The organism is Oxalobacteraceae bacterium OTU3CAMAD1, assembly GCA_024123915.1.
GTDB lineage: Bacteria > Pseudomonadota > Gammaproteobacteria > Burkholderiales > Burkholderiaceae_D > Rugamonas.
This window is the reverse complement of sequence record CP099650.1, coordinates 4,456,192-4,479,395: the sequence shown is the minus strand read 5'-3', so window position 1 is coordinate 4,479,395 and position 23,204 is coordinate 4,456,192. Positions and strand designations below refer to the sequence as shown.

Annotated in this window: 15 protein-coding genes and 2 pseudogenes; 13 read left to right on the top strand and 4 right to left on the bottom strand. The window is 64.3% G+C overall.

What is annotated here, in order from left to right:
• Window positions 1–37: 37 nt before the first annotated feature.
• Window positions 38–2,209, bottom strand: a complete 2,172-nt coding sequence (locus tag NHH88_19260) for an ATP-dependent helicase (GenBank protein USX11836.1) — start codon at window positions 2,207–2,209, stop codon at window positions 38–40.
• Window positions 2,210–2,212: 3 nt separating this feature from the next.
• Window positions 2,213–3,349, bottom strand: a complete 1,137-nt coding sequence (locus tag NHH88_19255) for a LacI family DNA-binding transcriptional regulator (protein ID USX11835.1) — start codon at window positions 3,347–3,349, stop codon at window positions 2,213–2,215.
• A 211-nt stretch (window positions 3,350–3,560) separates the two neighbouring features.
• Between NHH88_19255 and NHH88_19250 the strand changes: the two genes are divergently transcribed.
• From NHH88_19250 to NHH88_19235, 4 genes and pseudogenes are all read left to right on the top strand, one after another.
• Complete coding sequence (locus NHH88_19250; GenBank protein ID USX11834.1) at window positions 3,561–4,811, top strand: Hsp70 family protein; 1,251 nt, start codon at window positions 3,561–3,563, stop codon at window positions 4,809–4,811.
• Between the two features lie 44 nt (window positions 4,812–4,855).
• Window positions 4,856–5,476 carry a 3'-5' exonuclease gene (locus tag NHH88_19245; protein ID USX11833.1) on the top strand — a complete coding sequence of 207 codons (621 nt, stop codon included), beginning with the start codon at window positions 4,856–4,858 and terminating at the stop codon, window positions 5,474–5,476.
• 215 nt (window positions 5,477–5,691) lie between these two features.
• A pseudogene (locus NHH88_19240) lies at window positions 5,692–6,372 on the top strand (sel1 repeat family protein).
• A 30-nt stretch (window positions 6,373–6,402) separates the two neighbouring features.
• Window positions 6,403–6,807: pseudogene (locus NHH88_19235) on the top strand (sel1 repeat family protein).
• A gap of 194 nt (window positions 6,808–7,001) precedes the next feature.
• Here NHH88_19235 and NHH88_19230 read toward each other — a convergent pair.
• A complete protein-coding gene (locus NHH88_19230) occupies window positions 7,002–8,759 on the bottom strand; it encodes a GGDEF domain-containing protein (protein ID USX17380.1) in 1,758 nt (585 codons plus the stop codon).
• A 244-nt stretch (window positions 8,760–9,003) separates the two neighbouring features.
• Here NHH88_19230 and NHH88_19225 point away from each other — a divergent pair, with 244 nt between their 5' ends.
• The 6 genes from NHH88_19225 to NHH88_19200 all read left to right on the top strand — a co-directional run bounded on the left by NHH88_19225 (window position 9,004) and on the right by NHH88_19200 (window position 18,701).
• Window positions 9,004–9,651, top strand: coding sequence for a methylamine utilization protein (locus tag NHH88_19225; GenBank protein ID USX11832.1), 648 nt, complete (start codon window positions 9,004–9,006; stop codon window positions 9,649–9,651).
• A 15-nt stretch (window positions 9,652–9,666) separates the two neighbouring features.
• Window positions 9,667–12,072, top strand: a complete 2,406-nt coding sequence (locus NHH88_19220) for an EAL domain-containing protein (protein ID USX11831.1) — start codon at window positions 9,667–9,669, stop codon at window positions 12,070–12,072.
• Between the two features lie 36 nt (window positions 12,073–12,108).
• A complete protein-coding gene (locus NHH88_19215) occupies window positions 12,109–12,555 on the top strand; it encodes a DUF5694 domain-containing protein (protein USX11830.1) in 447 nt (148 codons plus the stop codon).
• 46 nt (window positions 12,556–12,601) lie between these two features.
• Window positions 12,602–14,821 carry a prolyl oligopeptidase family serine peptidase gene (locus tag NHH88_19210; GenBank protein ID USX11829.1) on the top strand — a complete coding sequence of 740 codons (2,220 nt, stop codon included), beginning with the start codon at window positions 12,602–12,604 and terminating at the stop codon, window positions 14,819–14,821.
• Window positions 14,818–17,304, top strand: coding sequence for a zinc-dependent metalloprotease (locus NHH88_19205; GenBank protein ID USX11828.1), 2,487 nt, complete (start codon window positions 14,818–14,820; stop codon window positions 17,302–17,304). Before NHH88_19210 ends, NHH88_19205 begins: the two co-directional genes overlap by 4 nt.
• A 194-nt stretch (window positions 17,305–17,498) precedes the next feature.
• Window positions 17,499–18,701, top strand: coding sequence for an ammonium transporter (locus NHH88_19200; GenBank protein ID USX11827.1), 1,203 nt, complete (start codon window positions 17,499–17,501; stop codon window positions 18,699–18,701).
• A gap of 97 nt (window positions 18,702–18,798) precedes the next feature.
• Here the strand turns inward: NHH88_19200 and NHH88_19195 are convergent, their stop codons facing one another.
• Entirely contained in the window at window positions 18,799–19,374 is a 576-nt protein-coding gene (locus NHH88_19195; GenBank protein USX11826.1) for an XRE family transcriptional regulator, read from the bottom strand.
• Between the two features lie 191 nt (window positions 19,375–19,565).
• Here NHH88_19195 and kbl point away from each other — a divergent pair, with 191 nt between their 5' ends.
• The 3 genes from kbl to NHH88_19180 are packed head-to-tail and all read left to right on the top strand — an operon-like array spanning window position 19,566 to window position 23,198.
• Window positions 19,566–20,771 (top strand): glycine C-acetyltransferase, encoded by a 1,206-nt coding sequence (gene kbl, locus NHH88_19190; protein ID USX11825.1) that lies wholly within the window; start codon window positions 19,566–19,568, stop codon window positions 20,769–20,771.
• Window positions 20,772–20,788: 17 nt separating this feature from the next.
• Window positions 20,789–21,757: an NAD-dependent epimerase/dehydratase family protein gene (locus tag NHH88_19185; GenBank protein ID USX11824.1), complete on the top strand. Its 969-nt coding sequence runs from the start codon at window positions 20,789–20,791 to the stop codon at window positions 21,755–21,757.
• 43 nt (window positions 21,758–21,800) lie between these two features.
• Window positions 21,801–23,198, top strand: coding sequence for an L-serine ammonia-lyase (locus tag NHH88_19180; protein USX11823.1), 1,398 nt, complete (start codon window positions 21,801–21,803; stop codon window positions 23,196–23,198).
• Window positions 23,199–23,204: the final 6 nt, after the last annotated feature.

Genomic DNA, 23,204 nt, shown 5'->3' with positions numbered 1-23,204 from the left:
ATATAAGCATTTCTCTACTAGAAATTGGCGCAATGCATTATTTTTTCAGCCAGCGTGAGAAAGGTGACATATCCCGGCCCGATTCCACGTACCAGGCGCGTCGCGCGATGTCGAATTGCGCGCCCAGCGCCTTGACTTCGTCCTTTTCGTGGAAGCTTGCGCTCAGATAGTGGCGGCCCGGCGCGGCTGCGGGCTGGGCCTGGTTGCGGGCGATGGCCGCGTCGGCGGCGGCCGCCGATTGCTGCAAACGCATATTGGCGATGAAGCCGCTGCGCAGCGCCGGGTCGGCCGGCGACAGCAGGGTCAGGCGGGCGCGGGCGCGGGTGACGCCGACGTAGAACAGGTTTTCCTCGTCGCGCTTGGGCTGCATCGGGTGCGGGAACTCGTCGGCCTGCAAAAACGGCAGGATCACGTGCTCGAATTCCTTGCCCTTGGCGTTGGCCACGCATTCGATCAGCACCGCCTTGCGTTCGCGCTTGCGGCGGATGAAGGCTTCGCGCGCGTTCATCGCTGTCCAGAATTCACGCAGGCTCTGGCCGGAGGCGGCGGCCGATGCCAGCAGGCCGGCCACCGATTTATTGACCACGCCCGCTTCGTACGGCCGCACGAAGATGCGGCGCGCGGTCGCCACCAGCTTGACCCGCTCGCACAGCTCCGTCAGCACGGCGGCCGCCGGCGTGGCCGGATCGAGTGCCGACAGCCAGGCGATGGCGTCGATGACGGCCTTCTTGGTGGCTTGGCTGGCGACGTCGCGGTAGCTAATTTGCTCGCCGTCGCGGCGGTCGTCCTCGATCATGAACAATTCGCCCAGCAGCGCCGGTTCCTTGATGATCTGCGCCTTGAAGTTGTCCATGCGCCGGGCCGAGAACTTCATTTCGCTAAAAGCGGTCATGGCGTCGACGATGGCGGCGCGCACCTGGTCCGATTTGACGGCGGCGAAGTCCTTGAGGGCGATGGCCAGCATGCCGCGCAAGAACAGGATCTCGTCGCGCTGCAGGTAGCCGGCCATGGCCGGGGTGCGGTAGTCGATGTCCGCCTCGATCAGCGCGTTCTCGATCGCCATCGACTGGTGGCGGTCGCGGATCAGGATCGCGCAACCATCGAAGGCGTGGCCGTCGGCCTTCCACTGGCGGATCGCGGCGATCGCCTGTTGCGCGCATTCGTCGGGCGAGGCGTAGTGCGCCTGGCGGATCTGCGTGTGCACCGGCAGGCTCGATTCGACCGCCTTGTGTTTGAATTCGGCCATCGCATAGGCCAGGTGGGGGCCGTGGCGGTAGCTGTAGGTCAGCGGATAGCGTACCAGCTTGGGATGGCGTTCGGCAAAGCGGCGGTTCAGGTATTCCTCGCTGGCGCCCAGCTTGGCGTGGATGACCTGGTCCTTGTCGCCGGCGCCAACGAAAAAGCATTGCGGGCGGCCGATCAAGGCGTCGAGGATGCGGAAGGCCGCTTCGTTCAGATCGTGCAGTTCGTCGCACAGCACCAGCCGGTAGTCGGGAAAGTGCTCGGCCAGGCGCGCGCCGGCCTCCAGGTTGCAGGCCAGGTCGTAGGTGGCGTCGAACGGGCCGCGGAACACCGCGCCGGCGCCGCCGTCCAGGCGCAAGGTTTCGTATTCCACCGTGGTCAGGTAGTCGGCCAGCGGCACGCCGAGCAGCTCGGCGATCTCTTCCAGGCCCATGAAGTCGACGTCGGCGGCCAGCCCCATGGTAGCTTTCAACCCTAACTGGGCATCGAGGAACTGGCTGAGCGCGATGCTGTGGGTGTTCAGCTCAAGTGCTTCGAGCCGGCCGGCGTAGCGCGCGCCGACCCGGTCGACGGCGGCCAGCGCGTATTCCTTCAGTTGGCGCGCCTCGGCGCAGCGGCGCAGGTTGTCGCCGTCGATCGTGTCGAGCTGCCAGGCGGCGAAGTCCTCGAACGTCATCACGGCCAGGCGCGCCACCAGCGCCTGCGGCACGCCGACATCGATCAGGCGCTGGCGCATGACGTCGCGCGCCTCCGGCGTGAAGGTCAGCGCGAGGATCTGTTCAGGGGGAAGCTTGCGGGCCAGCGCCTCGCCGATGCGGATCGCCAGGGTGGTGGTCTTGGCCGCGCCGGCGTTGGCGTCGACCAGCACCACCTTGTTCTGGGAGAGCTGGATGGCCGTTTGTTCCGGCGTCGGGATCAGGCCATGCGGCGTAAATCGGATGGGATTGGGAGGTTGGGCTGCGTTCATCCGCTACATTATAGCGACCAGCGTCCGCCTGCCGGTCCCCAACGTGCCGGCCAGCGCCGCCGCCGGCGTCAATCTAGCCGTCGCGCCCTCGATGAACTGGGCGCTGAAGACGCGCCGTTCGGGTGGCGAATCGCGACTGGGCTCGTGGCCGTCGATGACGGCGCACAGCAGGTCGGCCGCCGCCGTGGCCATTTTCGGCATCGGCTGGCGCAGCGTGGTGAGGTTGTAGCTCAACCAATTGGACGGTTCAACGGCGTCGAAGCCGGCCACCGACAGTTGTCCCGGCACGTCGATGCCCAGTTCATGGCGGGCGCAATCGAGGCAGCCGATGGCCATCACGTCGCTGCCGCAGATGATCGCGTCGGGCACCTCGCCCATTTGCGCGATGATGGCTTTCAGGCCGGCCCCGCCGCTGCGGTAGTCCGATTGGCCGGGCACCACCACCGGCGGCGGCAGGCCCAGTTCGGCCAGGCGTTCGCAGGCGCCGCGGCGGCGTTCGTTGGCGACCGAGGAGTCCTCGGTGCCGGCGATGATGCCGAAGCGGCGGTGGCCGGCGGCCGCCAGGCGCGAGACCAGCATGCGGCCCGCCTCCAGGTGATCGCAGGTGACGGTGTTGACGACGCGGTCGCGCAAGGTGCGGTTGAACAGCACCAGCGGCATGTGGCGCCGCTCGAATTCGGCGATGTGCTCGTCGCTGAGTCGGGCGGCGGCGATCACGCCGTCGACCTGGTACTGCCAGACGTCGGCCAGCACGCGGTCGACATCGGTCTCGCGCGCCAGCGTGAAAAGCAGCACGCGCTTGCCGCGCGCGGTGATCTGGTGGCTCAACTCGGCGAGCAGCTCCGGGTAGTGCAGGTTGGCCTGGTTGGTGATGATCACCGCGACCATGTTGGAGCGGCGGGTGATCAGGCTGCGGGCGGCGGCGTTGGGGATGTAGTCGAGCAGCGAGGCCGCCTTCATCACCCGAGCGTGGGTTTCCTTGGAGACGCTGGCGCCCGGCTTGAAGCAGCGCGAGACGGCGGACTGCGAGACCCCGGCGACCAGCGCGACGTCGTACGAGGTGACGCGGCGGGCTTCGCGGGCGATGGTGGCTATGTGTTCCGTGGCGCTGATCTCAACTGTCGGCTTGGATTTCGTCATTGTCTCGTTATCGTCTTGGGGACCCGGGTATGGCTGGCTGCGCTGCTCCCATGGCGGTCACGTCGAGGATAATCAAAAACTTACTCTAGGACAACAATTATCGTGTTTCCTTGTGGAAATTACTTATGCGGTGTGGTGGCACAGCAATTTTCCCTGATGAGGGCGTTTTTCTGATAGCATAACGCCCCTTTATTACGTGTGAAGGGTCGACATGGCCAATGCTTGCGGCGTCGATTTCGGCACGTCAAATTCCACGGTTGGTTGGGTGCGTCCCGGCCAGGCCGTGATGTTGGGGCTTGAGGACGGCAAGACCACCTTGCCGTCGGTCGTCTTCTTCAACGCGGAAGACGAGCAGGTCACCTTTGGACGTGCGGCGCTGGCCGAATATCTGGCCGGCTACGAGGGGCGCTTGATGCGCTCGTTGAAGAGTTTGCTCGGGACCAGTCTGATCGACGGTCAGACCGAGGTGGGCGGCCGCGCGCTGCCGTTCCGTATGTTGCTGGCCCAGTTCATCGGCGAGGTCAAGCACCGCGCCGAGCAGTCGGCCGGGCGTGAATTCACGTCCGCCGTGTTCGGGCGGCCGGTGCATTTCATCGACGACAGCAAGGAAAACGACCAGTTGGCCGAGGATACGCTCGCCGAGGTCGCCCGTTCGGTCGGTTTCAAGGATATTGCCTTCCAGTTCGAGCCGATCGCCGCCGCGTTCGACTACGAGTCGCAGATCGACCGCGAGGAACTGGTGTTGATCGCCGACATCGGCGGCGGTACGTCGGACTTTTCGCTGGTGCGCCTGTCGCCCGAGCGCGCCAAGAAGACCGAGCGGCGCGACGACATCCTGGCCAACGGCGGCGTGCACATCGGCGGTACCGACTTCGATAAATACCTCAGCCTGTCCTCGGTGATGCCTTTGCTGGGCTACGGCAGCCGCCTGCGCAACAACAGCGAGGTGCCGTCCAGCTACTTCTTCAATCTGGCGACCTGGCACACGATCAACCAGGCGTACACCAAGAAGATGTGGACCCAGCTGTCCGACCTGCTGCGCGATTCCGCCGAGCAAGAAAAGCTGGGCCGCCTGCAGCGCCTGATCGACGAGCGCGCCGGCCACTGGCTGGCGATGAAGGTGGAGGAGGGCAAGATCGCCTTGTCCGACGACGTCAAGGTGAAGCTGGAGCTGGACCGGCTGGCGCCGGCGGTGAGCCTGGAACTGGACCGCGCGCAGTTCGACGCTTCGATCGACCATCTGGTCGGCTCGGTTGAGAATACGGTGCTGAGCCTGCTGCGCGACGCCGGTGTGGCGCCGGCCGATGTCGATACGGTATTTTTCACCGGCGGTTCGAGCGGCGTGCGCATGCTGCGCGAGCGCATCGGTGCGCTGGCGCCGGCCGCGCGCAAGGTCGAAGGCGACCTGTTCGGCAGCATCGGCGCCGGCCTGGCGCTCGACGCGGTGCGCAAATTCGGCTAATTTGGCAATCTCATTGGCAGTCTAATTAATAAGGTACGCACGCAATGCTTGAGAAATCCATCGTCATGCTCGACTTCGAGACCACCGGCCTGTCGCCCGACATGGGCGACCGCATCACCGAGGTGGCGGCGTTGCGCATCGTCGGCGGGCGCATCGTCGAGCGTTATGTCTCCCTGATCAACTGCAATGTGCGCATCCCATCGTTTATCACCGGCCTGACCGGCATCACCCAGGCCATGGTCGACAACGCGCCGCCGGTTTCGCGCGTGGTGCCGGACCTGCTCGATTTCATCGGCGGCGACGCGCTGTCGGCCCACAACGCCAGCTTCGATGAAAAGTTCCTGCGCGCCGAGGCGGCACGGCTCAGCCTGACGCCGGGCCATCAAGCGCTGGTGTGCTCGCTCAAGCTGTCGCGCCGGGTGTTTCCGAACCTGGCCAGCTACAAGCTCGGCAATCTGTCGGGGCAGTTGGGCATCCGGTTTAAAAGCGCGGCCCACCGGGCCGAGTCCGACGCCGAAGTGGCGGCCGAAGTGCTGATACACATCGGTAAACACATCGGCTCGACCTATGGCATCGCCGGTGTCGATCCCGCCCTGCTCGTCTCCGTCAACAAGCTGGCGGCCGCCAAAGTGCACCAATTCCTTCAAAAACAGTCCCCTCAGTAAGTTTAGGCTTAAACGATAGCATTTCATCATCACTCGTTTGACGACGCTCAAATCTGAAGTCACTACGAGGCTTACACTTTAGTCAACATAGTTGCAGTGTTGGCAAGGGGTGCGTGATGAAAAACCAGAGCTCCGCCAGAGATGGCTACGACAGTTATGTGTGGTACAAGGAGGCGGCCGAGCGGGGTAATCCCTACGCGCAATTCAACCTTGCCATGGCCTATAAAAAAGGCCAGGGCGTGGCGCGGGACGACAATCGGGCCTTTCATTGGATGCACAAGGCTGCGGAGCAGGGGTTGGCGTTCGCCCAGAACCATCTCGGCGCGATGTACTACAACGGCCGGGGAGTCGCCAACAACGACAAGGAGGCCGTGCGCTGGTTTCGCGCCGCCGCGCAGCAGGGCGACGCCTCGGCCCAGCAAAATCTCGGCCAAATGTATAAAAAGGGACGCGGCGTCGCGCGCAGCGACGAGATAGCGTTGTCATGGTTCTACCGCGCCTCCGAGCAGGGCATCGCCAGCGCGCAGACCTTGCTCGGCGAAGCCTATGTGCACGGCACCGGCGTGCGCCGCAACTATCCGTTGGCGCTGGCGTGGTTCCGCAAGGCCGCGCTGCAAAACGACGCCAACGCCCAGCTCAATCTCGGACTGATGTACAAGCATGGCCACGGCGTCACGCGCAGCGATACACAGGCGCTGGCGTGGTTCCGGCAGGCCGCCGCGCAGGGTGATGCGGTGGCCCAGCGCCTGGTCGGCGTGGCGTACTCGGAAGGCCTGGGCGTGCCGGCCGACCAGTTGCGCGCTTATGCTTGGCTGTCGCGCGCGGCCGAGCAGGAGGACGCCGACGCCCAGTTCAATCTCGGCATCATGCTGGCCAACGGCAAGGGCGTCGACCGCGACGACGAGCTGGCCTTTTCCTGGTATCGGCGCGCGGCCGAGTCCGGCCACGTGCTGGCGCAGTACAACCTGGGCGGCATGTATGCGCGCGGGCGCGGCGTCGGCCGCGACGAGCAGCGCGCGCTGGAGTGGTACCGGATGGCGGCCGAGCAGGGCGCGCCGAACGCGCAGTTCAACGTCGGCGTGATGTACGCCAACGGCCACGGCGTGGCCAAGGACGAGGCGCGCGCCGTGGCCTGGTATCGCAGCGCCGCCGACCAGGGCGACGCCAGCGCGCAGAACAACCTCGGCGTGATGTACGCCAACGGCCTGGGCGTGGCGCAGGACGATGTGCAGGCGGTCAAATGGTACGGCAAGGCGGCCGAGCAGGGCCACGCCCTGGCCCAGTTCAATCTGGGCGGCATGTATGGCAGCGGGCGCGGCGTCAAGCGCGACGAGTTGCGCTCCTTCATGTGGCTGACGTTGGCGGCCGACGGCGGCGATGTCGCGGCCGCCAGCAACCGCAAGAAGGTAGCGCTGGACATGACCCCGGAAGCGATCGCCGAGGCGCAGGAACTGGTGCGCCGCTGGCGTGCCCAGCACCGCAGGATGGTGCCGCTGCGCGCGCGACCGCGATGATGTGATTACCGCTAGCTCTGCGGCTGCTGGCGGCGGTCGAGAAACAGGCTGTTGCCGTGGATTTTCTTGGCTTGCCGCTTGGATTCGGCGGCGGCCGTGGCGATCTGGTGGTGCGAGTAATACTGGTGCGGATCGACGCGGATCACGCCGATTGACAGACTCATCAACGAGTAAAACACCTTCTTCCCCTGGCGGTCCTCGCTCAGGTAGCCGCCGCGCTCGCGGTCCTCGATGCTGTAGAACGCCTGCACGTTCCGCTCGAAGTCGGCCAGGATGCCTGCGCAGCGGGTCTCCCAATCCTCGCTCTGGAACAACACCATGAAATCGTCGCCGCCGATGTGGCCGACGAAATCGCGGTTGGCGTCGCAGCGCTCGCTGAGCATGTTGCCGGTCAACTGGATGACGTCGTCGCCCCGGCGGTAGCCGTAGACGTCGTTGAACGGCTTGAAATGGTCGAGGTCGACATAGCAGGCCCAGAAACGCGCGCCGCTCTCCAGCAGCCGGTCGATGTGCTCGTTGATGGGGACATTGCCGGGCAACTGGGTGAGCGGATTGGCGTAGCGCGCCGCGTTGATCTGCAGCTGCGTGATCTCGCGCATCAGGTCGTGGCCGGTGCCCAGGCCCAGATAGCGGCCCTGGTCGGTGATGATGAAGCCGTTGAACAGGTGGTGGGCGTCGGCCTGCACCATGCGAAAGCTCAGCTCTTGCAAGGTGGTGTCCTGCTCGGCGATCAGCGGCTTGGCGTCCATGAACTGCCGGCACGATTTCTTGCCGTACAACTCGCGCTGGTAGGGCCGGGCGAAGTGGTCGATCATCTCGAAGCGGCTGATCAGACCCAGCGGCTGGTCGCCGTCGACCACCGGGATGATCAGCAGTTTGGGTTCCTTCAAGAAGATCTCGTAGACCTCGTTGTTGGTCATGTTCGACGGAACGGTCTGCACCTCGTTGAGCAGTTTGACGATGGTGGCGGCGTTCTTTTCGGCGCCGCGCTGCGGGTACACGGCGACGCCGGTGCGCGCCAGCGCCTTGACCACCTCGGCCGACGCCGAGCGCGCCGGCTGCGGGTGCGGCCGGCCCAGATGGTAGCCCTGGCCGTTGGCGACGCCGATGTCGCGTATCACCAGCAGCTCGGCCTGTGTCTCGATGCCCTCGGCGATGACCAGCGTGTTCGATTTCTCGGCGATCTCCTGGATCGAGCGGACGAATTGCAGCTTCACCGGGTCGTTGTTGATGCCCTGGATGAAATGCATGTCGATCTTGACATACTCCGGCCGCAACTCCGACCACAGGCGCAGGCTGGAGAAACCTTCGCCCAGATCGTCGATGGCGATCTGGAAGCCCATGTCGCGGTAGTGCCGCACCGCCTCACGCATCAGCTCGTAGTCATAGGTCGGCTGGTTCTCGGTCAGCTCGATAATCACCCGGTCCGGGTTGATGCCGACGTGGTGGATGAATTCCAGCGTTTCGCCATGGCGCGCGTCGCGCTGCAGCAGGCAGTCGGGGCTGACGTTGAGAAACAGCTTGCCGGGCAGCGCCAGCTCGGCGAAGCGTTCCAGTATCACCTGGCGGCACAGGTGCTCGACCTGCACCGTCAGCCCGCTGGCGCGCGCCACCTTGAACAGGTTCATCGGCGAATGCAGCGGACTGTCGGACGGTCCGCGTATCAACCCTTCGTAGGCGATGATGTCGCCGTTCTGCATGTTGACGATGGGCTGGAACAGCGCGCTGAGCTGGCGGCGCGCAAGGATGTCGTACAAATGGTCGCGCAACACTGCCTCCTCGTCCTCGAGTTCGGGCCTGATGTATGTCACCGCGGCGGGTGGGGCGTTGCTACGGTGCAGCGGTTTGCTGGCAGTTTTCACGATTATCGCTTGCGAAATGTGGGTTTAACTGTACGATTCTATGACGCGTTTGTGACGCCATCATGAATTTAGTCCTTTGTCGCAATAAGTATTTCCGCTTCACATTGTTGTCGCGCTACAATAGCCAGACCACGTGCTCCCCGGGCCCACCATGTATAGTTTTAGCAGCTGCCGCCTCGTTTTCAGCCTGATGTGTTTGAGCGCCGCTTCGGCGGGCGCCATCGGTGCCACTGTGCAGGTGCAAGTGCAGGACGCGGCTGGCAATCCGCTAGCCGACACGGTGGTCTACATCGAAGCAGAAACCGCCCCGGCCGCCGGCAACGCGCAGGCCAATGGGCAGATCGAGCAGAAGGGCTTGAAGTTCCTGCCGCTGGTCACCGTGGTACAGACCGGCAGCAAGGTGTTCTTCCCGAATAACGACAAAGTCCGTCATCACATCTACTCGTTCTCGGCCGCCCATAAATTCGACCAGAAGCTGTATTCGGGCGAGTCGGCCGCGCCGCAGGTATTCGACAAGGCCGGCACCGTGGTCCTGGGCTGTAACATCCATGACAAGATGCTTGCCTACGTCAAGATCGTCGACACGCCTTACTTCGCCAAGACCGACGGCGCCGGCGCCGCGCGCATCGCGCTGCCGGTCGGCGGCAAGTACGTGGTCAAGGCCTGGCACTACAACACCGTCGGCGGCGCCACCCCCGAGCAGGTGTTGACGGTGAAGGCGGGCGACACACTGTCGACGGCCACCTTCAAACTGCCGATGAAGCCAGCGGCGGCCGACGCCACTTCGTCGGCCTATTAAAGGATCGCCCCGAGCATGCGTATGCGTTTTCGCAGCCTGGAAAGCCGGATCGTGGGGCTTTTCCTGGTCCTGATCGTCGCCGTGCAGCTGGTCGGCCTGGTGGTGATCCAGCGCGGCATCGATAACAACGCGCGCCTGGCCATCGGCGGTGAACTCAATAACGGCACCAAGGTATTTCGTCGCCTGCTCGATCAAAACGCCCAGAACCTGCGCTTCGGCGCCCGTCTGCTGGCGCGCGACACGGCGTTCCTGGCCGCCATCGGTAACAACGACGAAGGCGATCGCGCCACCATCGAATCGGCGCTGGCCAACAGCGGGCGCCGCATCAAGGCGTCGCTGACGATGCTGATCAGCGCCGAGCGCAAGATCAGCGTATCGACCAACACTACCCAGGCAGCGGGCCTGGAGAAAATGGCCGTCAGCATGCTCGACGCGGCCGAAGCGGCCGATGGCGCCAACGGCATCGCCATCATCGAGCGCCGCCCGTACCAGATCGTCGTCATGCCGGTCAAGGCGCCGATCACCATCGGCTGGATCGTGATGACCTTCCCGATCGACCGCCAGCTGGCCAACGAAATGCGCGACGTCAGTTCGCTGCACACCACCGTGCTGACGCGCGACCCGCAGGGCAAATGGATGTCGGCCGGCTCCACGTATGTGGGCGCCTCGGCGCAATCGGTGGTCGAGCAGTTGCAGGCCTTGCCGGCCGCGCCCACCGGACCGTTCGACATCGAGGTGGAAACCGGCCGTTATAGCGCGCGTTTGATGTCGATCGGCCAGGACAACGGCCAGACCGCCAGCGTGCTGCTGGCGCGCTCGATCGACGAGGCCACCGCCGAATACGCGCGCCTGGAGCGCTGGCTGATCTTCCTCACCGCCGGCGGCATCGCCATCTCGGCGCTGGCCATCATCTTCACCGCCAAGCGCATCGCCCAGCCGATCAGCGAGCTGGCCGACACCGCCAAACGCCTGGAGCAGGGCGACTACAAAGGCCAGATCGACACCAGCCGCGAAGACGAAATCGGCGCGCTGGCCCATGCCTTCGATTCGATGCGCGAGGGGATCGCCAAGCGTGAACAGGAAATCCGCCGCCTGGCGTATTGGGACACCTTGACCAATTTGCCCAACCGCGCCCAGTTCCTGCTGCTGCTGAACGACGCGATGGAGGACGCCCGCAAACGCGAGGAGGCCGTGTTCGTGCTGATGATGGACCTGGACCGCTTCAAGCACGTCAACGATGTGATGGGCCACAGCTTTGGCGACGCGCTGCTGCGCCAGGTGGCCGGCCGCCTGCAACTGCTGCTGGCGAACCGGCGGCAGTCGTCGGCGCAGGTGGCGCGGCTGGGCGGCGACGAATTCGCGGTGCTGCTGCCGGCGTCGGACGTCGAGGCGGCCCGGCGCATGGCGGCCGAAATCCTGCAGGCGCTGGAGACGCCGCTGTCGCTGGAGGAGCAGATGGTCGACATCGGCGCCGGCCTGGGGATCGCCGGTTATCCCCTCCACGGCAGCGACGGCGAAGCCTTGCTCAGCATGGCCGAGGTGGCGATGTACGCGGCCAAGCAGCGCAACGACGGCGCCGTGGTCTACGACGCGGCGATGGACAAGTCCAGCGAAAAGAGCCTGTCGCTGCTGACGGAACTGCGCAGCGCCATTGAGCGCAACGAGTTCCGCCTGCACGTGCAGCCCAAGATCATGCTCGATACCGGCAAGGTGGTCGGCATGGAGGCGCTGGTGCGCTGGGTGCATCCGGAGCGCGGCAACGTGTTCCCGGACGAATTCATTCCGTTCGCTGAGCAGACCGGCTTTATCCGCGTGCTCACGCGCTGGGTGATGGAGCGTTCGGCGGAGCTGTGCCAGGAGCTGGCGGCCAGGGGGCATCATCTGAAGGTGTCGGTCAATCTGTCCACGCGCGACCTGCTGGACCAGGACCTGCCAACGAAGTTCGCCGACCTGCTGGTACGCCACAATCTCTCGGCCGGCTCGTTCTGCCTGGAGATCACCGAGAGCGCCATCATGGACGATCCGGTGCGGGCGCAAACCACGCTGGAGCGCCTCAGCGCCATGGGCTTCGATTTGTCGATCGACGATTTCGGCACCGGCTATTCGTCGCTGGCGTATCTGAAACGGCTGCCGGTCAATGAGCTCAAGATCGACAAGTCCTTCGTGCTCAATATGGAGCACGACGAAGGCGACACCAAGATCGTGCGCTCGACCATCGACCTGGGGCACAACATGGGCCTGCGCGTGGTGGCCGAGGGCATCGAGAGCGAAGCCGTATGGCGCCTGCTGGCCAGCCTGGGATGCGACCAGGGGCAGGGCTACTTCATGAGCCGGCCGATCCCCGGCGACCAGATGATCGCCTGGCTGGAGAAGTGGCAGGCGCCGTCCGTCGAGACGACGGGGAATCACGTATTCATCTGACTCGCGGCTTCGGCCCATCGCCGCTATTTGCATTTCATGCAAGCTTTTTTGCCGTACGTCGCAAGCTCATCCATTTCGGCGCCGCTTGTCGCATACACTGCTGAAACCCCATTTCAGGAGCATGTATGCACCGTCTATTCACGACTGTTTTCATCGCTGCAGCCTGCCACGTTCCGGTGCCCGGAGCAGGCCTTCCGCAGCGACCTCGGCGCGGCGTTGGAGGAGCCATCGCCGTGCCGCTATGGGCGCGGCTACGTCGCTTATTGGGAGACGCGCAATCTGCGCATGGCATCCAACATTCGCGACGCGATGACCGTGCGGCCCGGCATGCGCGTGCTCGTGGTGGTCGGCGCCTCCCACAAACGTATCTGGAAGCCTACCTCGATCAAATGCACGACGTCCGTATCGTCCCCACCGATCGGGTACTGCGCGCCGAATAAAACACGACGGGATCGGCTGCCTAACGTTGCTTATTTGTCATAAGGCAAGCTATCATCGATATATCATCCTACGACCCACGGAACCACGCATGAAGCAATTGAAACGCGCCGCGCTGGCGGCCGCCGTCCTGCTGGCGCAAGGCGCCATGGCGCAGACCTGCGCCACCACCGGCACCTCGCTGACCTATCCAACCACCCGCACGGTCGACCAGACCGACGATTACCACGGCGTCAAAGTGGCCGATCCGTACCGCTGGCTGGAGGACGCCAACAGCGCCGACACCAAGGACTGGGTCGACGCCCAGAACAAACTCACGCAAGGCTACCTGTCGGAGATCCCCGGCCGCGACGCGATCAAAACGCGCCTGACCAAGCTGTGGAACTTCGAGCGCTTCAGCGTGCCGTTCAAGGAAGGCGGACGCTATTTCTACAGCCGTAACGACGGCCTGCAGAACCAGTCCGTGCTCTATACGATGAAGACGCTGGCCGACGTGCCGCGCATGCTGCTCGATCCGAACAAGCTGGCCGCCGACGGCACCGTCGCCCTGGCCGGACTGGCCGTGAGCCCGAACGGCAAATATCTCGCCTACAGCACCGCCGCCTCGGGCTCGGACTGGAACGAGATCAGGGTGCGTGACATCGAGAGCGGCAAGGACGTCGAAGACCATATCAAGTGGGTCAAGTTCTCCAACACCGCGTGGCTGCACGACGGTTCCGGTTTCTTCTACAGCCGCTACGACGAGCCGAAGGAAGCGACCAAGCTGGCAGACGTCAACTACTTCCAGAAGCTGTACTTCCATAAACTGGGCACGCCGCAAAACGCCGATACGCTGGTCTACGACCGTCCGGACCACAAGGACTGGGGCTTCAGCGCCGACGTCACCCAGGACGGCCGCTATCTGATCATCACCGCCTCGCAAGGCACCGAGAACAAGAACCGCGTGTTCTACAAGGACTTGAGCCGCAAGGATTCCAAGGTCGTCGGCCTGCTGGAGGACTTCGACGCCGTCTATAACTTCGTCGGCAACGAAGGTCCGGTGTTCTGGTTCCACACGGAGCGCAACGCGCCGCGCGGCCGCATCGTCAGCATCGACACGCGCAAGCCGGCGGTGCTGAACTGGAAGCAGATCGTGCCGGAAAGCTCCAACACGCTGGTGTCGGCGTCCATCGTCAACCACCAACTGCTGGTGGACTACCTGAGCGACGCGCATAGCCTGGTCAAGGTGTTCGACCTCAAAGGCAAGCCGCTGCACGATATCGAACTGCCGGGCCTCGGCACGGCCGGCGGCTTTAGCGGCAAACGCGCCGACACCGAGACCTTCTACTCGTACACCAGCTTCACCACGCCGACGACGATCTACCGCTACGACCTGAAGGCCAACAAGAGCAGCGTGTACCGCCAGCCGAAGGTGGATTTCGATCCGGCCGGCTTCGAGACGCGCCAGGAGTTCTTCACCAGCCGTGACGGCACCAAGGTGCCGATGTTCATCGTCGCCAAGAAGGGCTTGAAGCTGGACGGCGCCAATCCGACCTACCTGTATGGCTACGGCGGCTTCAATGTGTCGCTGACGCCGTCGTTCTCGGTCGCCAATCTGGCGTGGCTGGAGATGGGCGGCGTCTACGTCATGGCCAATCTGCGCGGAGGCGGCGAGTACGGCGAATCGTGGCACGAGGCGGGCACCAAGCTGCAAAAGCAGAACGTGTTCGACGACTTTATCGGCGCGGCCGAATGGCTGATCGCGCACAAGGTCACGTCGCCGGCCAAACTGGCCATCGGCGGCGGCAGCAATGGCGGCCTGCTGGTCGGTGCGGCGATGACGCAGCGTCCGGAATTGTTCGCCGCCGCGATCCCGCAGGTGGGCGTGCTCGATATGCTGCGCTTCCATAAATTCACCATCGGCTGGGCGTGGACGTCGGACTACGGTTCGTCCGACAACCCGGAGGAGTTCAAGGCGCTGGTCAAGTACTCGCCGCTGCACAACCTGAAAAAGGGGACCTGCTATCCGGCGACGATGATCACCACCGCCGACCATGACGACCGCGTCGTGCCGGCGCACAGCTTCAAGTTCGCCGCCGCCGCGCAGGCCGACCAGGCCGGCGCCGCGCCGATCCTGATTCGCATCGACACCAAGGCCGGCCACGGCGCCGGCAAGCCGACCACCAAGCAGATCGAGGAGGTGGCGGACCGCTGGGGCTTCCTGAGCCGCGCGCTGCAAATGGACGGCGCGACGCCGGCGGTGCAAACCACTGGGGCGCAAACCGCTCCTGCGCCGGCGACCGCGGCTGTCAAGGCGGCGGGCCCGCAATGAGGACCGCGCCAGCCGCCGGGCCGCTGCTGCTCGCTCTTCTGATGATGGGCGCGGCGCCGGGGGCACCGGCGCTGGCGCAATCGAACACTCCCGCCAAATCGGTGGCGGACGTCACGCGCGGCCTGCAATCGCAGCCGGGCTTCATCGACGTCTGGCGCGACGCGGCCAAGGGCAGGGTGCTGCTGTCGGTGGCGTCGCTGGAGCAGCCCTTCCTGCTACTGAGTTCCCTGCCGTACGCACTGGGCTCGAACGACGTCGGCCTCGATCGCGGCCAGGCCGGCGACATGCGCATGGTCCATTTCGAAAAACATGGCGCCAAGCTGTTTCTGGCGCAGGACAATACCGCCTACATCGCCGCGTCGGCGGACAAGGATGAACGGGCCGCCGTCAAGGAATCGTTCGCCAACGCCGTGCTGTGGTCGGGCGACATCCTGGCCAGCGACGGTGGCGCGCACCTGGTTGACTTCTCCAGCTTCCTGCTGGCCGACCGCCACGGCAGCGCCGCCCGGCTGGCGGCCACCAAGCAAGGCGCCTATCAGGTCGATCCGGCGCGCAGCGCGGTGCTGGCCGAACAGGCCAAAGCCTTCCCCGACAATGTGGAACTCGAATCGCTGCTGACCTTCGCAGGACCGGGCCAGGCCGAATATGTGCGTCAAGTCGCCGCCGACCCGGCCAGCCTGTCGATGCGCCAGCGCATCAGCATGGTGCGCCTGCCGAAGATCGACGGCCAGGCCGGCTGGCGGCCGCGCAGCTATCATCCGTTTTCCGGCGGCTTCGATGTCAATTACTTCGACTTCGCCACGCCGCTCGCCAGCAGTATCGACGTGCACTGGCAGGTGCGGCACCGGCTCGAAAAGACCGATCCGTCGGCGGCCGTCAGCACCGTCAAGAAACCGATCGTGTACTACGTCGACCGGGGCGCGCCGGAGCCGGTGCGCAGCGCGCTGCTGCAGGGCGCTTCGTGGTGGGCCAGCGCCTTCGAGAAGGCCGGCTTCAAAGATGCCTACCGGGTCGAGCTGCTGCCCGAAGGCGTCGACGCCATGGACATCCGCTACAACGTGATCCACTGGGTGCACCGCGCCACGCGCGGCTGGTCGTACGGGAACGCGCTGGCCGATCCACGCACCGGCGAGATCATTCGTGGCGCCGTTACGCTTGGATCGCAGCGGGTGCGGCAGGACATCCTCATCGCCGAGAGCCTGCTCGCGCCTTACGGTAAAAACGCGCCGGCGGACAAACATAAACTGGCCGAGGAGATGGCATTGGCGCGCCTGCGCCAATTGTCGGCGCATGAAGTCGGCCACACTTTGGGTTTCGCGCATAACTTCGCCGCCAGCCGCTTCGGCAACGGCAACGGCTCGGTGATGGATTATCCTCATCCTATCCTGAAGCTCAACGCCCAGGGCGACGTCGATCTGGCGGACGCGTATGGCGTCGGTGTGGGGCCGTGGGACGACTACATCGTCAAATACGTCTACGGCGATTTCGGCGGCGGCGCGCACGAGCAGGCCGCGCTGGCCAAGCTGCGCGCCGACGCCAAGGCCGCAGGGCTGCTGTATTCCAGCGACCAGGATGACCGCACACCCGGCGCCAGCCACCCGGACGGCCTGCTGTGGGACTTCGGCCCGGACACGATCAAGACCTGGGATCAACTGGGCGCCGTGCGCCAGCGCGCGCTGCAAACCTTCTCGGTCGATGTGCTGCCCGACGCACGCCAGATCGGCGAGCTCGAAGCGCGCCTGGTGCCGCTCTATCTGCTGCAACGCTACCAGGGCGAGGCGGTGGCACGCCTGATCGGCGGCGGCGATTTCGATTACACCACCAGCGGCGACGTCAAAGCCGGCATCGGCAAGGCCGGCGTCAGAATTACTCCGGCGACCGTACAGCGCCAAGCCTTGAATTGCTTGGCAGACAGCCTGCGGGCGGAGTATCTTGCTCTGCCAGCCAACGTGCTCGATGTTCTGACGCCTCCGGCTGCGGGGCACGATCGTGGCCGCGAGTACTTCGCCACCCGCATGGGCTCCGTGTTCGACGCCTTCTCGATCGCGGAGGCGGGCGCCGCGCAAACGGCCGGCTTCCTGCTGGACGCGGGCCGCATCAACCGCCTCGCGTGGCAGCATGCGCGCGACGCGCAGCAGCCCGGCGTTGGGGAAGTGCTGTCGCTGCTGCTGCAAAAGACGTGGAAACGGGAGCCGGTGCCGGCGTCGGTCGTTGCCGGCGAGGCGGTGCAGTTGGCGGCAAACTGGGTACTGGTCGACGGGGTACTGAACTTGCTCGATGGCGGCAAACTGCATCCTAACGTGGCGGCCGAAGTCACACAATCGGCGCGCGAGCTGGCGCAGTGGCTGCAAAAAAATCCAGGCAAGGGCGTGACGGCCACCAGCCGCAGGGAAGCGGCGGAGCTGATTACCGCCTATCTGAAGGACCCTCGAAGCGTCAAACTGCGCGCCGCGCCGCCGGTTCCGCCGGGAGCACCGATCTAAAACCGGAAGCGGTCCGAAAACGCGGGCGCACCAAAATGATGCCATCTTTCGGTGCGCCCGCAGATGGTGCGCCAGCTCGCACCAAAACAAAATACAGTTAAATCATAGACTTAAAATTTGCACCAATCTGGAACAAATATTGCTTATAAGCGTATTGGTTTTCAGATCATGCATTATTTTGGGGAGTGATTTTGATGGGTTTACACAAAGACGGCGCCGACGCATTGTTCATTTTGCTAGGTGCCATCATGATTTTGGCAATGCACGCCGGCTTCGCGTTCCTGGAGTTGGGCACCGTGCGCAAGAAGAACCAGGTCAACGCGCTGGTGAAGATTCTGGTGGATTTCGCGGTATCGACCATCGCTTACTTCTTCGTCGGTTACAGCATCGCCTATGGCGTCAATTTCTTCTCCTCGGCCGACGTGCTGGCGGCCAAAAACGGCTATGAGCTGGTCAAGTTCTTCTTCCTGCTGACGTTCGCGGCGGCCATCCCTGCCATCATCTCGGGCGGCATCGCCGAGCGGGCGCGCTTCCATCCGCAGTTGATCGCCACCGCGCTGCTGGTCGGCTTCGTGTATCCGTTCTTCGAGGGAATCGTCTGGAACCGCCGCTTTGGCATCCAGGAGTGGCTGCTGCAGGCCTTCGGCGCCGAGTTCCACGACTTTGCCGGTTCGGTGGTGGTGCACGCGGTGGGCGGCTGGATCGCGCTGCCGGCGGTGCTTTTACTTGGCGCGCGGCGCGGGCGCTATATGAAGAACGGCGCGATCGCCGCGCATCCGCCGTCGTCGATTCCGTTCCTGGCGCTGGGCGCGTGGATTCTGACGGTGGGCTGGTTCGGCTTCAACGTCATGAGCGCCCAGTCGCTCGACAAGATGAACGGCCTGGTGGCGGTCAACTCGCTGATGGCGATGGTCGGCGGCACGCTGGTCGCGCTGCTGATGGGGAAGAACGATCCCGGTTTCGCTTATAACGGGCCGTTGGCGGGGCTGGTGGCGGTGTGCGCGGGATCGGATCTGATGCATCCGATGGGCGCGCTGGTCACCGGTGGTATCGCGGGCGCCATCTTCGTCTGGATGTTCACGCTGGCGCAGAACAAATGGAAGATCGACGATGTGCTGGGCGTGTGGCCGTTGCATGGCCTGTGCGGCGCCTGGGGCGGGATCGCGGCGGGTATCTTCGGGTTAAAGGCGCTGGGCGGAATGGGTGGCGTGTCGTTCGCGGCGCAGTTGGCGGGGACCGTGTTGGGCGTGGTGATCGCGCTGGTTGGCGGTTTCGCCATCTATGGCGTGTTGAAAGCCACGATGGGCCTGCGCCTCGATCCGGAGGATGAGTTCCAGGGCGCCGACCTTGCCATCCACCGCATCAGCTCCACGCCGGAGCGCGAATCCAACTGGTAGTGGCGCCAGGTCAAACCCGCCACCCTTTAGCGATACGCGGGCGTTACCGCTTAGGGGTCTGACCCCATGGGGTCAGACCCCGCCCGGGGGTACGGGTTTACCGGTGTATAACAACCAATAAGGCCTTCGCCTCGGTCTTGCCGACGTTGCGTATGGTGTGCTGCTGGTCGCCCGGGTAGCGCGCCGTGCCGCCCAGCTTGACCTTCTTCTTGGTATTCCCCACCTCCACCTCCACCGATCCATGCAGCAGCGTGACATGCTCCTGCGCCCCCGGATCGTGCCCTTGCGACGCCAGCTCCCCACCGGGCGACAAGGTCAGCTCATACCATTCATACTTACCTGCCAGCTCCATCGGCCCGAGGATGCGCAGCACGTAGCCGGCGTGGTTGCCGGGAAGGGTGGGGGTCTCGTGGGCGTCCAGCACGCGGATGGTCTCGGATTCCTTTTCCGCCGTCGACAGCAGTTCGCCGATCTGCACGCCCAGCGCGTTCGATAGCCGCCAGGTGATGGCGATGGTCGGATTGGCCTTTTCGCGCTCGATCTGCGACAGCATCGATTTGGAGACCCCGGCGATGCGCGACAGGTCTTCCAGGGTGAGGCCGCGCGCCAGGCGCAAACGTTGCAAGGCGGCGCCGACCTCGGGTGGTGCGTTCGTCGAAACAGGTGTTTTCATTGTTTTATTCGGCGGATAGGCTAAATTCTAAGTAAATCTGTCGGAAAAACGCGGCCAGAACCGCATGCTTCCGTCTTGCGCAGTTCACCGGTTCTCTGTAAGATTCGATATATTGAATTTGAGTTCGACATAACGGATTTCTCATAACGCAGTGAAAATCTGCTGAAATCGTACCACAGACAAGGACCATCATGAGCGACCAAGCAAAAAGCACCTTCTTCAGCGGCCTGCAGCAAAACCTGGATCAATTGCGCGATCAGGGCCTGTACAAGCCGGAGCGCGTGCTCGCTTCGCGCCAGGGTTCCGAAGTGGTCGCCCAGGATGGCAGTACGCTGATCAATATGTGCGCCAACAACTACCTCGGCCTGTCCGGCGAGGAGTGGGTGGCCAGGGCATCGATCGAGGCGACCGAAAAATACGGTTACGGCCTGTCGTCGGTGCGTTTCATCTGCGGCACCCAGACCGTCCACAAACAACTGGAACAGGCGATCTCCAAATTCCTCGGCACCGAGGACACGATCCTGTACGCGGCCGCCTTCGACGCCAACGGCGGCGTGTTCGAGCCGCTGTTCGACGAGAACGACGCCATCATCTCCGACGCGTTGAACCACGCCTCCATCATCGACGGCATCCGCCTGTGCAAGGCCGCGCGCTTCCGCTACGCCCACAACGACATGGCCGACCTGGAAGCGCAGCTGCAAGCGGCGGCCGGCAAGCGCCATAAAGTCATCGTCACCGACGGCGTGTTCTCGATGGACGGCACCATCGCCCAGCTGGACAAAATCTGCGACCTGGCCGACAAATACGGCGCGCTGGTGATGATCGACGAATGCCACGCTTCCGGCTTCATGGGCGCGACCGGCCGTGGCACCCACGAGCACCACAACGTCATGGGCCGCGTCGACATCATCACCGGCACCCTGGGCAAGGCCCTGGGCGGCGCGATGGGCGGCTTCACCTCCGCCCGCAAGGAAGTGATCGACATGCTGCGCCAGAAATCGCGTCCCTACCTGTTCTCGAACACCTTGGCGCCGTCGATCGCCGGCGCCTCGCTGGCGGTGCTGGAGCGCCTGTCGCAGTCGACCGAACTGCGCGACCGCCTGCACGAGAACACCGCCTACTTCCGCAAGGAGATCGAGCGTATCGGCTTCACCATCAAGCCGGGTACCCACCCGGTGGTTCCTGTCATGTTGTTCGATGCGCCCGTCGCGCAGAAATTCGCGGCACGAATGTATGAGCTGGGCGTTCTGCTCAGCGGCTTCTTCTACCCGGTGGTCCCGATGGGCCAAGCGCGCGTGCGTGTCCAACTGTCTGCCGCGCATACGCGCGAACAGCTCGACACCGTGCTTAAAGCATTCGAACAGGCGGGCACAGAGCTTGGCCTGCTTAAAAAATAAAATAGTCAGGAATCAAAATGGAACAACAACGCATCCTCGTCATCGGCGCCAACGGCCAAATCGGCAGTGAACTGGTGGAGGCGCTGGCCGCCAAACACGGCGCGCAAAACGTCATCGCCAGCGACATCAGCCCGACCAATTTGTACAACGCGGCGCGCTACACGCCGCTCAATGTGCTGGACAAGCAGGCGCTGTCCACCTTGGTGACGGAGGAGGGCATCACCCAGGTGTACCAACTGGCGGCGATGCTGTCGGCCACCGGCGAGGCCGCGCCGCTGAAGGCGTGGACGTTGAACATGGACGGCTTGCTCAATATCCTCGAAGTGGCGCGCGAGCGCGGCATCATCGGCAAGCCGCTGAAGGTCTTCTGGCCGTCGTCGATCGCCGCCTTCGGCCCGAACACGCCGGCCGTGAACACCCCGCAAACGACGGTGATGGACCCGACCACAATCTACGGCATCAGCAAACTGGCCGGCGAGCGTCTGTGCGAGTACTACTTCATCAAGTACGGCGTCGATGTGCGCAGCATCCGCTACCCTGGCATCATCAGCTTCAAATCGCCACCGGGCGGCGGCACCACCGATTATGCGATCGCGATCTTCCATTCGGCGCTGCGCGGCGAGCGGTATGAATGCTTCCTCGGCCCGCAGACCACGCTGCCGATGATCTACATGCCCGATGCGATCCGCGCCACCATCGAATTGATGGAAGCGCCGGCCGAACAGGTCAAGGTGCGTTCGGCCTACAACGTCGCCGGCGTGTCGTTCAATCCGGAGCAACTGGCCGCCGCCATCACCCGCGCCGTGCCGGACTTCAAAATCGCCTACAAGCCGGACAGCCGCCAAGCCATCGCCGACACGTGGCCGCAAAGCCTGGACGACGCCACCGCGACGGCCGACTGGGGCTGGAAGGCACGAATCGGTATCGAGGAGATGGTGGCCGACATGCTGGCCAACGTCGACGTCCGCCTGAGCAAAGCGGCGTAAAGCGGCGGCGTAGTACCCACACTATAAAAAAGAGAGACATCTGATGGACATGAGCGTTTTCGATTTATTCAAGATCGGCATCGGGCCGTCGAGTTCCCACACGGTGGGACCGATGGTGGCGGCCCGCCGTTTTCTGCTCGACTGCGCTCCGCTGGACGATGTCACCGAGGTGAGCGCCGAGCTGTATGGCTCTCTGGCGCTCACCGGCATCGGCCACGCGACCGACAAGGCGGTGATTCTGGGCCTGATGGGCGAGACGCCGCAGGACGTGGTGCCGACCCGGGTCGACACACAGTTGGCCGAAGCCGAAGCGGCAGGTGAACTGAAGCTGCTGGGAATCCACGCGGTGCCGTTCAAACGCGGCAAGAACCTGATCTTCCACATGGCGGAGTCGCGGGCCGAACACCCGAACGGCATGCGCTTCACGCTGACCCGCGCCGATGGCGCCACCGTCAGCAAAGTCTATTACTCGGTTGGCGGTGGCTTTATCAAGGAGGAGGGCGAGGCGCCGCAGATGCCCTCAAGCGGCGACGGCGCCGCTTCCGCCCCGGCGATTCCGTACCCGTTCGACACGATGGACCAGCTGCTGGCCCACGGCGAAACGAGCGGCCTGACGATCCCGCAAATGCTGCGCGCGAACGAACGCCTCAAACGCAGCGAGGATGAACTGAACGCCGGCATCGACAAGATCTGGCACGTCATGCGCGACTGCATCGCCCATGGCCTCGATACGGCCGGCCGGCTGCCGGGTGGCTTGAACGTCAAGCGCCGCGCCGCCGACTTGTGGACGCAGTCGCAATCGAGCGCCAGCCAGGCCAACCAGCTGCCGCACGACGCGCTGCACCAGGTCAGCCTGTACGCGATGGCCGTCAACGAGGAGAACGCGGCCGGCGGGCGCGTGGTCACGGCGCCGACCAACGGCGCGGCCGGCATCATCCCGGCGGTGCTGCGCTACTACGCGGAGGACTGCAAGCCGAGCAACCCGGTCACCGGTATCCGCGACTTCATGCTGACGGCTGCCGCCATCGGCATGCTTTGCAAGCGCAATGCGTCGATCTCGGGGGCGGAAATCGGTTGCCAGGGCGAGGTCGGCGTGGCCTGCGCGATGGCGGCGGCGGGCCTGGTGGCGGCGCTGGGCGGCTCCAACAACCAGATTGAGAACGCGGCCGAAATCGGCATCGAGCATCATCTCGGCATGACCTGCGATCCGATCGGGGGGCTGGTGCAGATTCCCTGCATCGAGCGTAACGGCATGGGCGCGGTCAAGGCGATTACGGCGGCTTCATTGGCGTTGAAGGGCGACGGCACGCATTTCGTCAGCCTCGATGAAGTGATCGAGACGATGCGCCAGACCGGCGCCGACATGCAGGCCAAGTACAAGGAAACCTCGCTTGGAGGCTTGGCGATCCACGTCATCACCGTCAACCACGCCGCGTGTTAAAGCGGG

What these genes read in the sequence shown, in the direction of transcription:
- NHH88_19210 (USX11829.1), top strand. Translation starts at nt 12,602, where the DNA reads ATGAAGCAATTGAAACGCGCCGCGCTGGCGGCCGCCGTCCTGCTGGCG.
- NHH88_19180 (USX11823.1), top strand. Translation starts at nt 21,801, where the DNA reads ATGGACATGAGCGTTTTCGATTTATTCAAGATCGGCATCGGGCCGTCG.
- NHH88_19245 (USX11833.1), top strand. Translation starts at nt 4,856, where the DNA reads ATGCTTGAGAAATCCATCGTCATGCTCGACTTCGAGACCACCGGCCTG.
- NHH88_19250 (USX11834.1), top strand. Translation starts at nt 3,561, where the DNA reads ATGGCCAATGCTTGCGGCGTCGATTTCGGCACGTCAAATTCCACGGTT.
- NHH88_19225 (USX11832.1), top strand. Translation starts at nt 9,004, where the DNA reads ATGTATAGTTTTAGCAGCTGCCGCCTCGTTTTCAGCCTGATGTGTTTG.
- NHH88_19255 (USX11835.1), bottom strand. Translation starts at nt 3,349, where the DNA reads ATGACGAAATCCAAGCCGACAGTTGAGATCAGCGCCACGGAACACATA.
- NHH88_19215 (USX11830.1), top strand. Translation starts at nt 12,109, where the DNA reads ATGCAAGCTTTTTTGCCGTACGTCGCAAGCTCATCCATTTCGGCGCCG.
- NHH88_19185 (USX11824.1), top strand. Translation starts at nt 20,789, where the DNA reads ATGGAACAACAACGCATCCTCGTCATCGGCGCCAACGGCCAAATCGGC.
- NHH88_19220 (USX11831.1), top strand. Translation starts at nt 9,667, where the DNA reads ATGCGTATGCGTTTTCGCAGCCTGGAAAGCCGGATCGTGGGGCTTTTC.
- NHH88_19260 (USX11836.1), bottom strand. Translation starts at nt 2,209, where the DNA reads ATGAACGCAGCCCAACCTCCCAATCCCATCCGATTTACGCCGCATGGC.
- NHH88_19200 (USX11827.1), top strand. Translation starts at nt 17,499, where the DNA reads ATGGGTTTACACAAAGACGGCGCCGACGCATTGTTCATTTTGCTAGGT.
- NHH88_19205 (USX11828.1), top strand. Translation starts at nt 14,818, where the DNA reads ATGAGGACCGCGCCAGCCGCCGGGCCGCTGCTGCTCGCTCTTCTGATG.
- NHH88_19195 (USX11826.1), bottom strand. Translation starts at nt 19,374, where the DNA reads ATGAAAACACCTGTTTCGACGAACGCACCACCCGAGGTCGGCGCCGCC.
- kbl (USX11825.1), top strand. Translation starts at nt 19,566, where the DNA reads ATGAGCGACCAAGCAAAAAGCACCTTCTTCAGCGGCCTGCAGCAAAAC.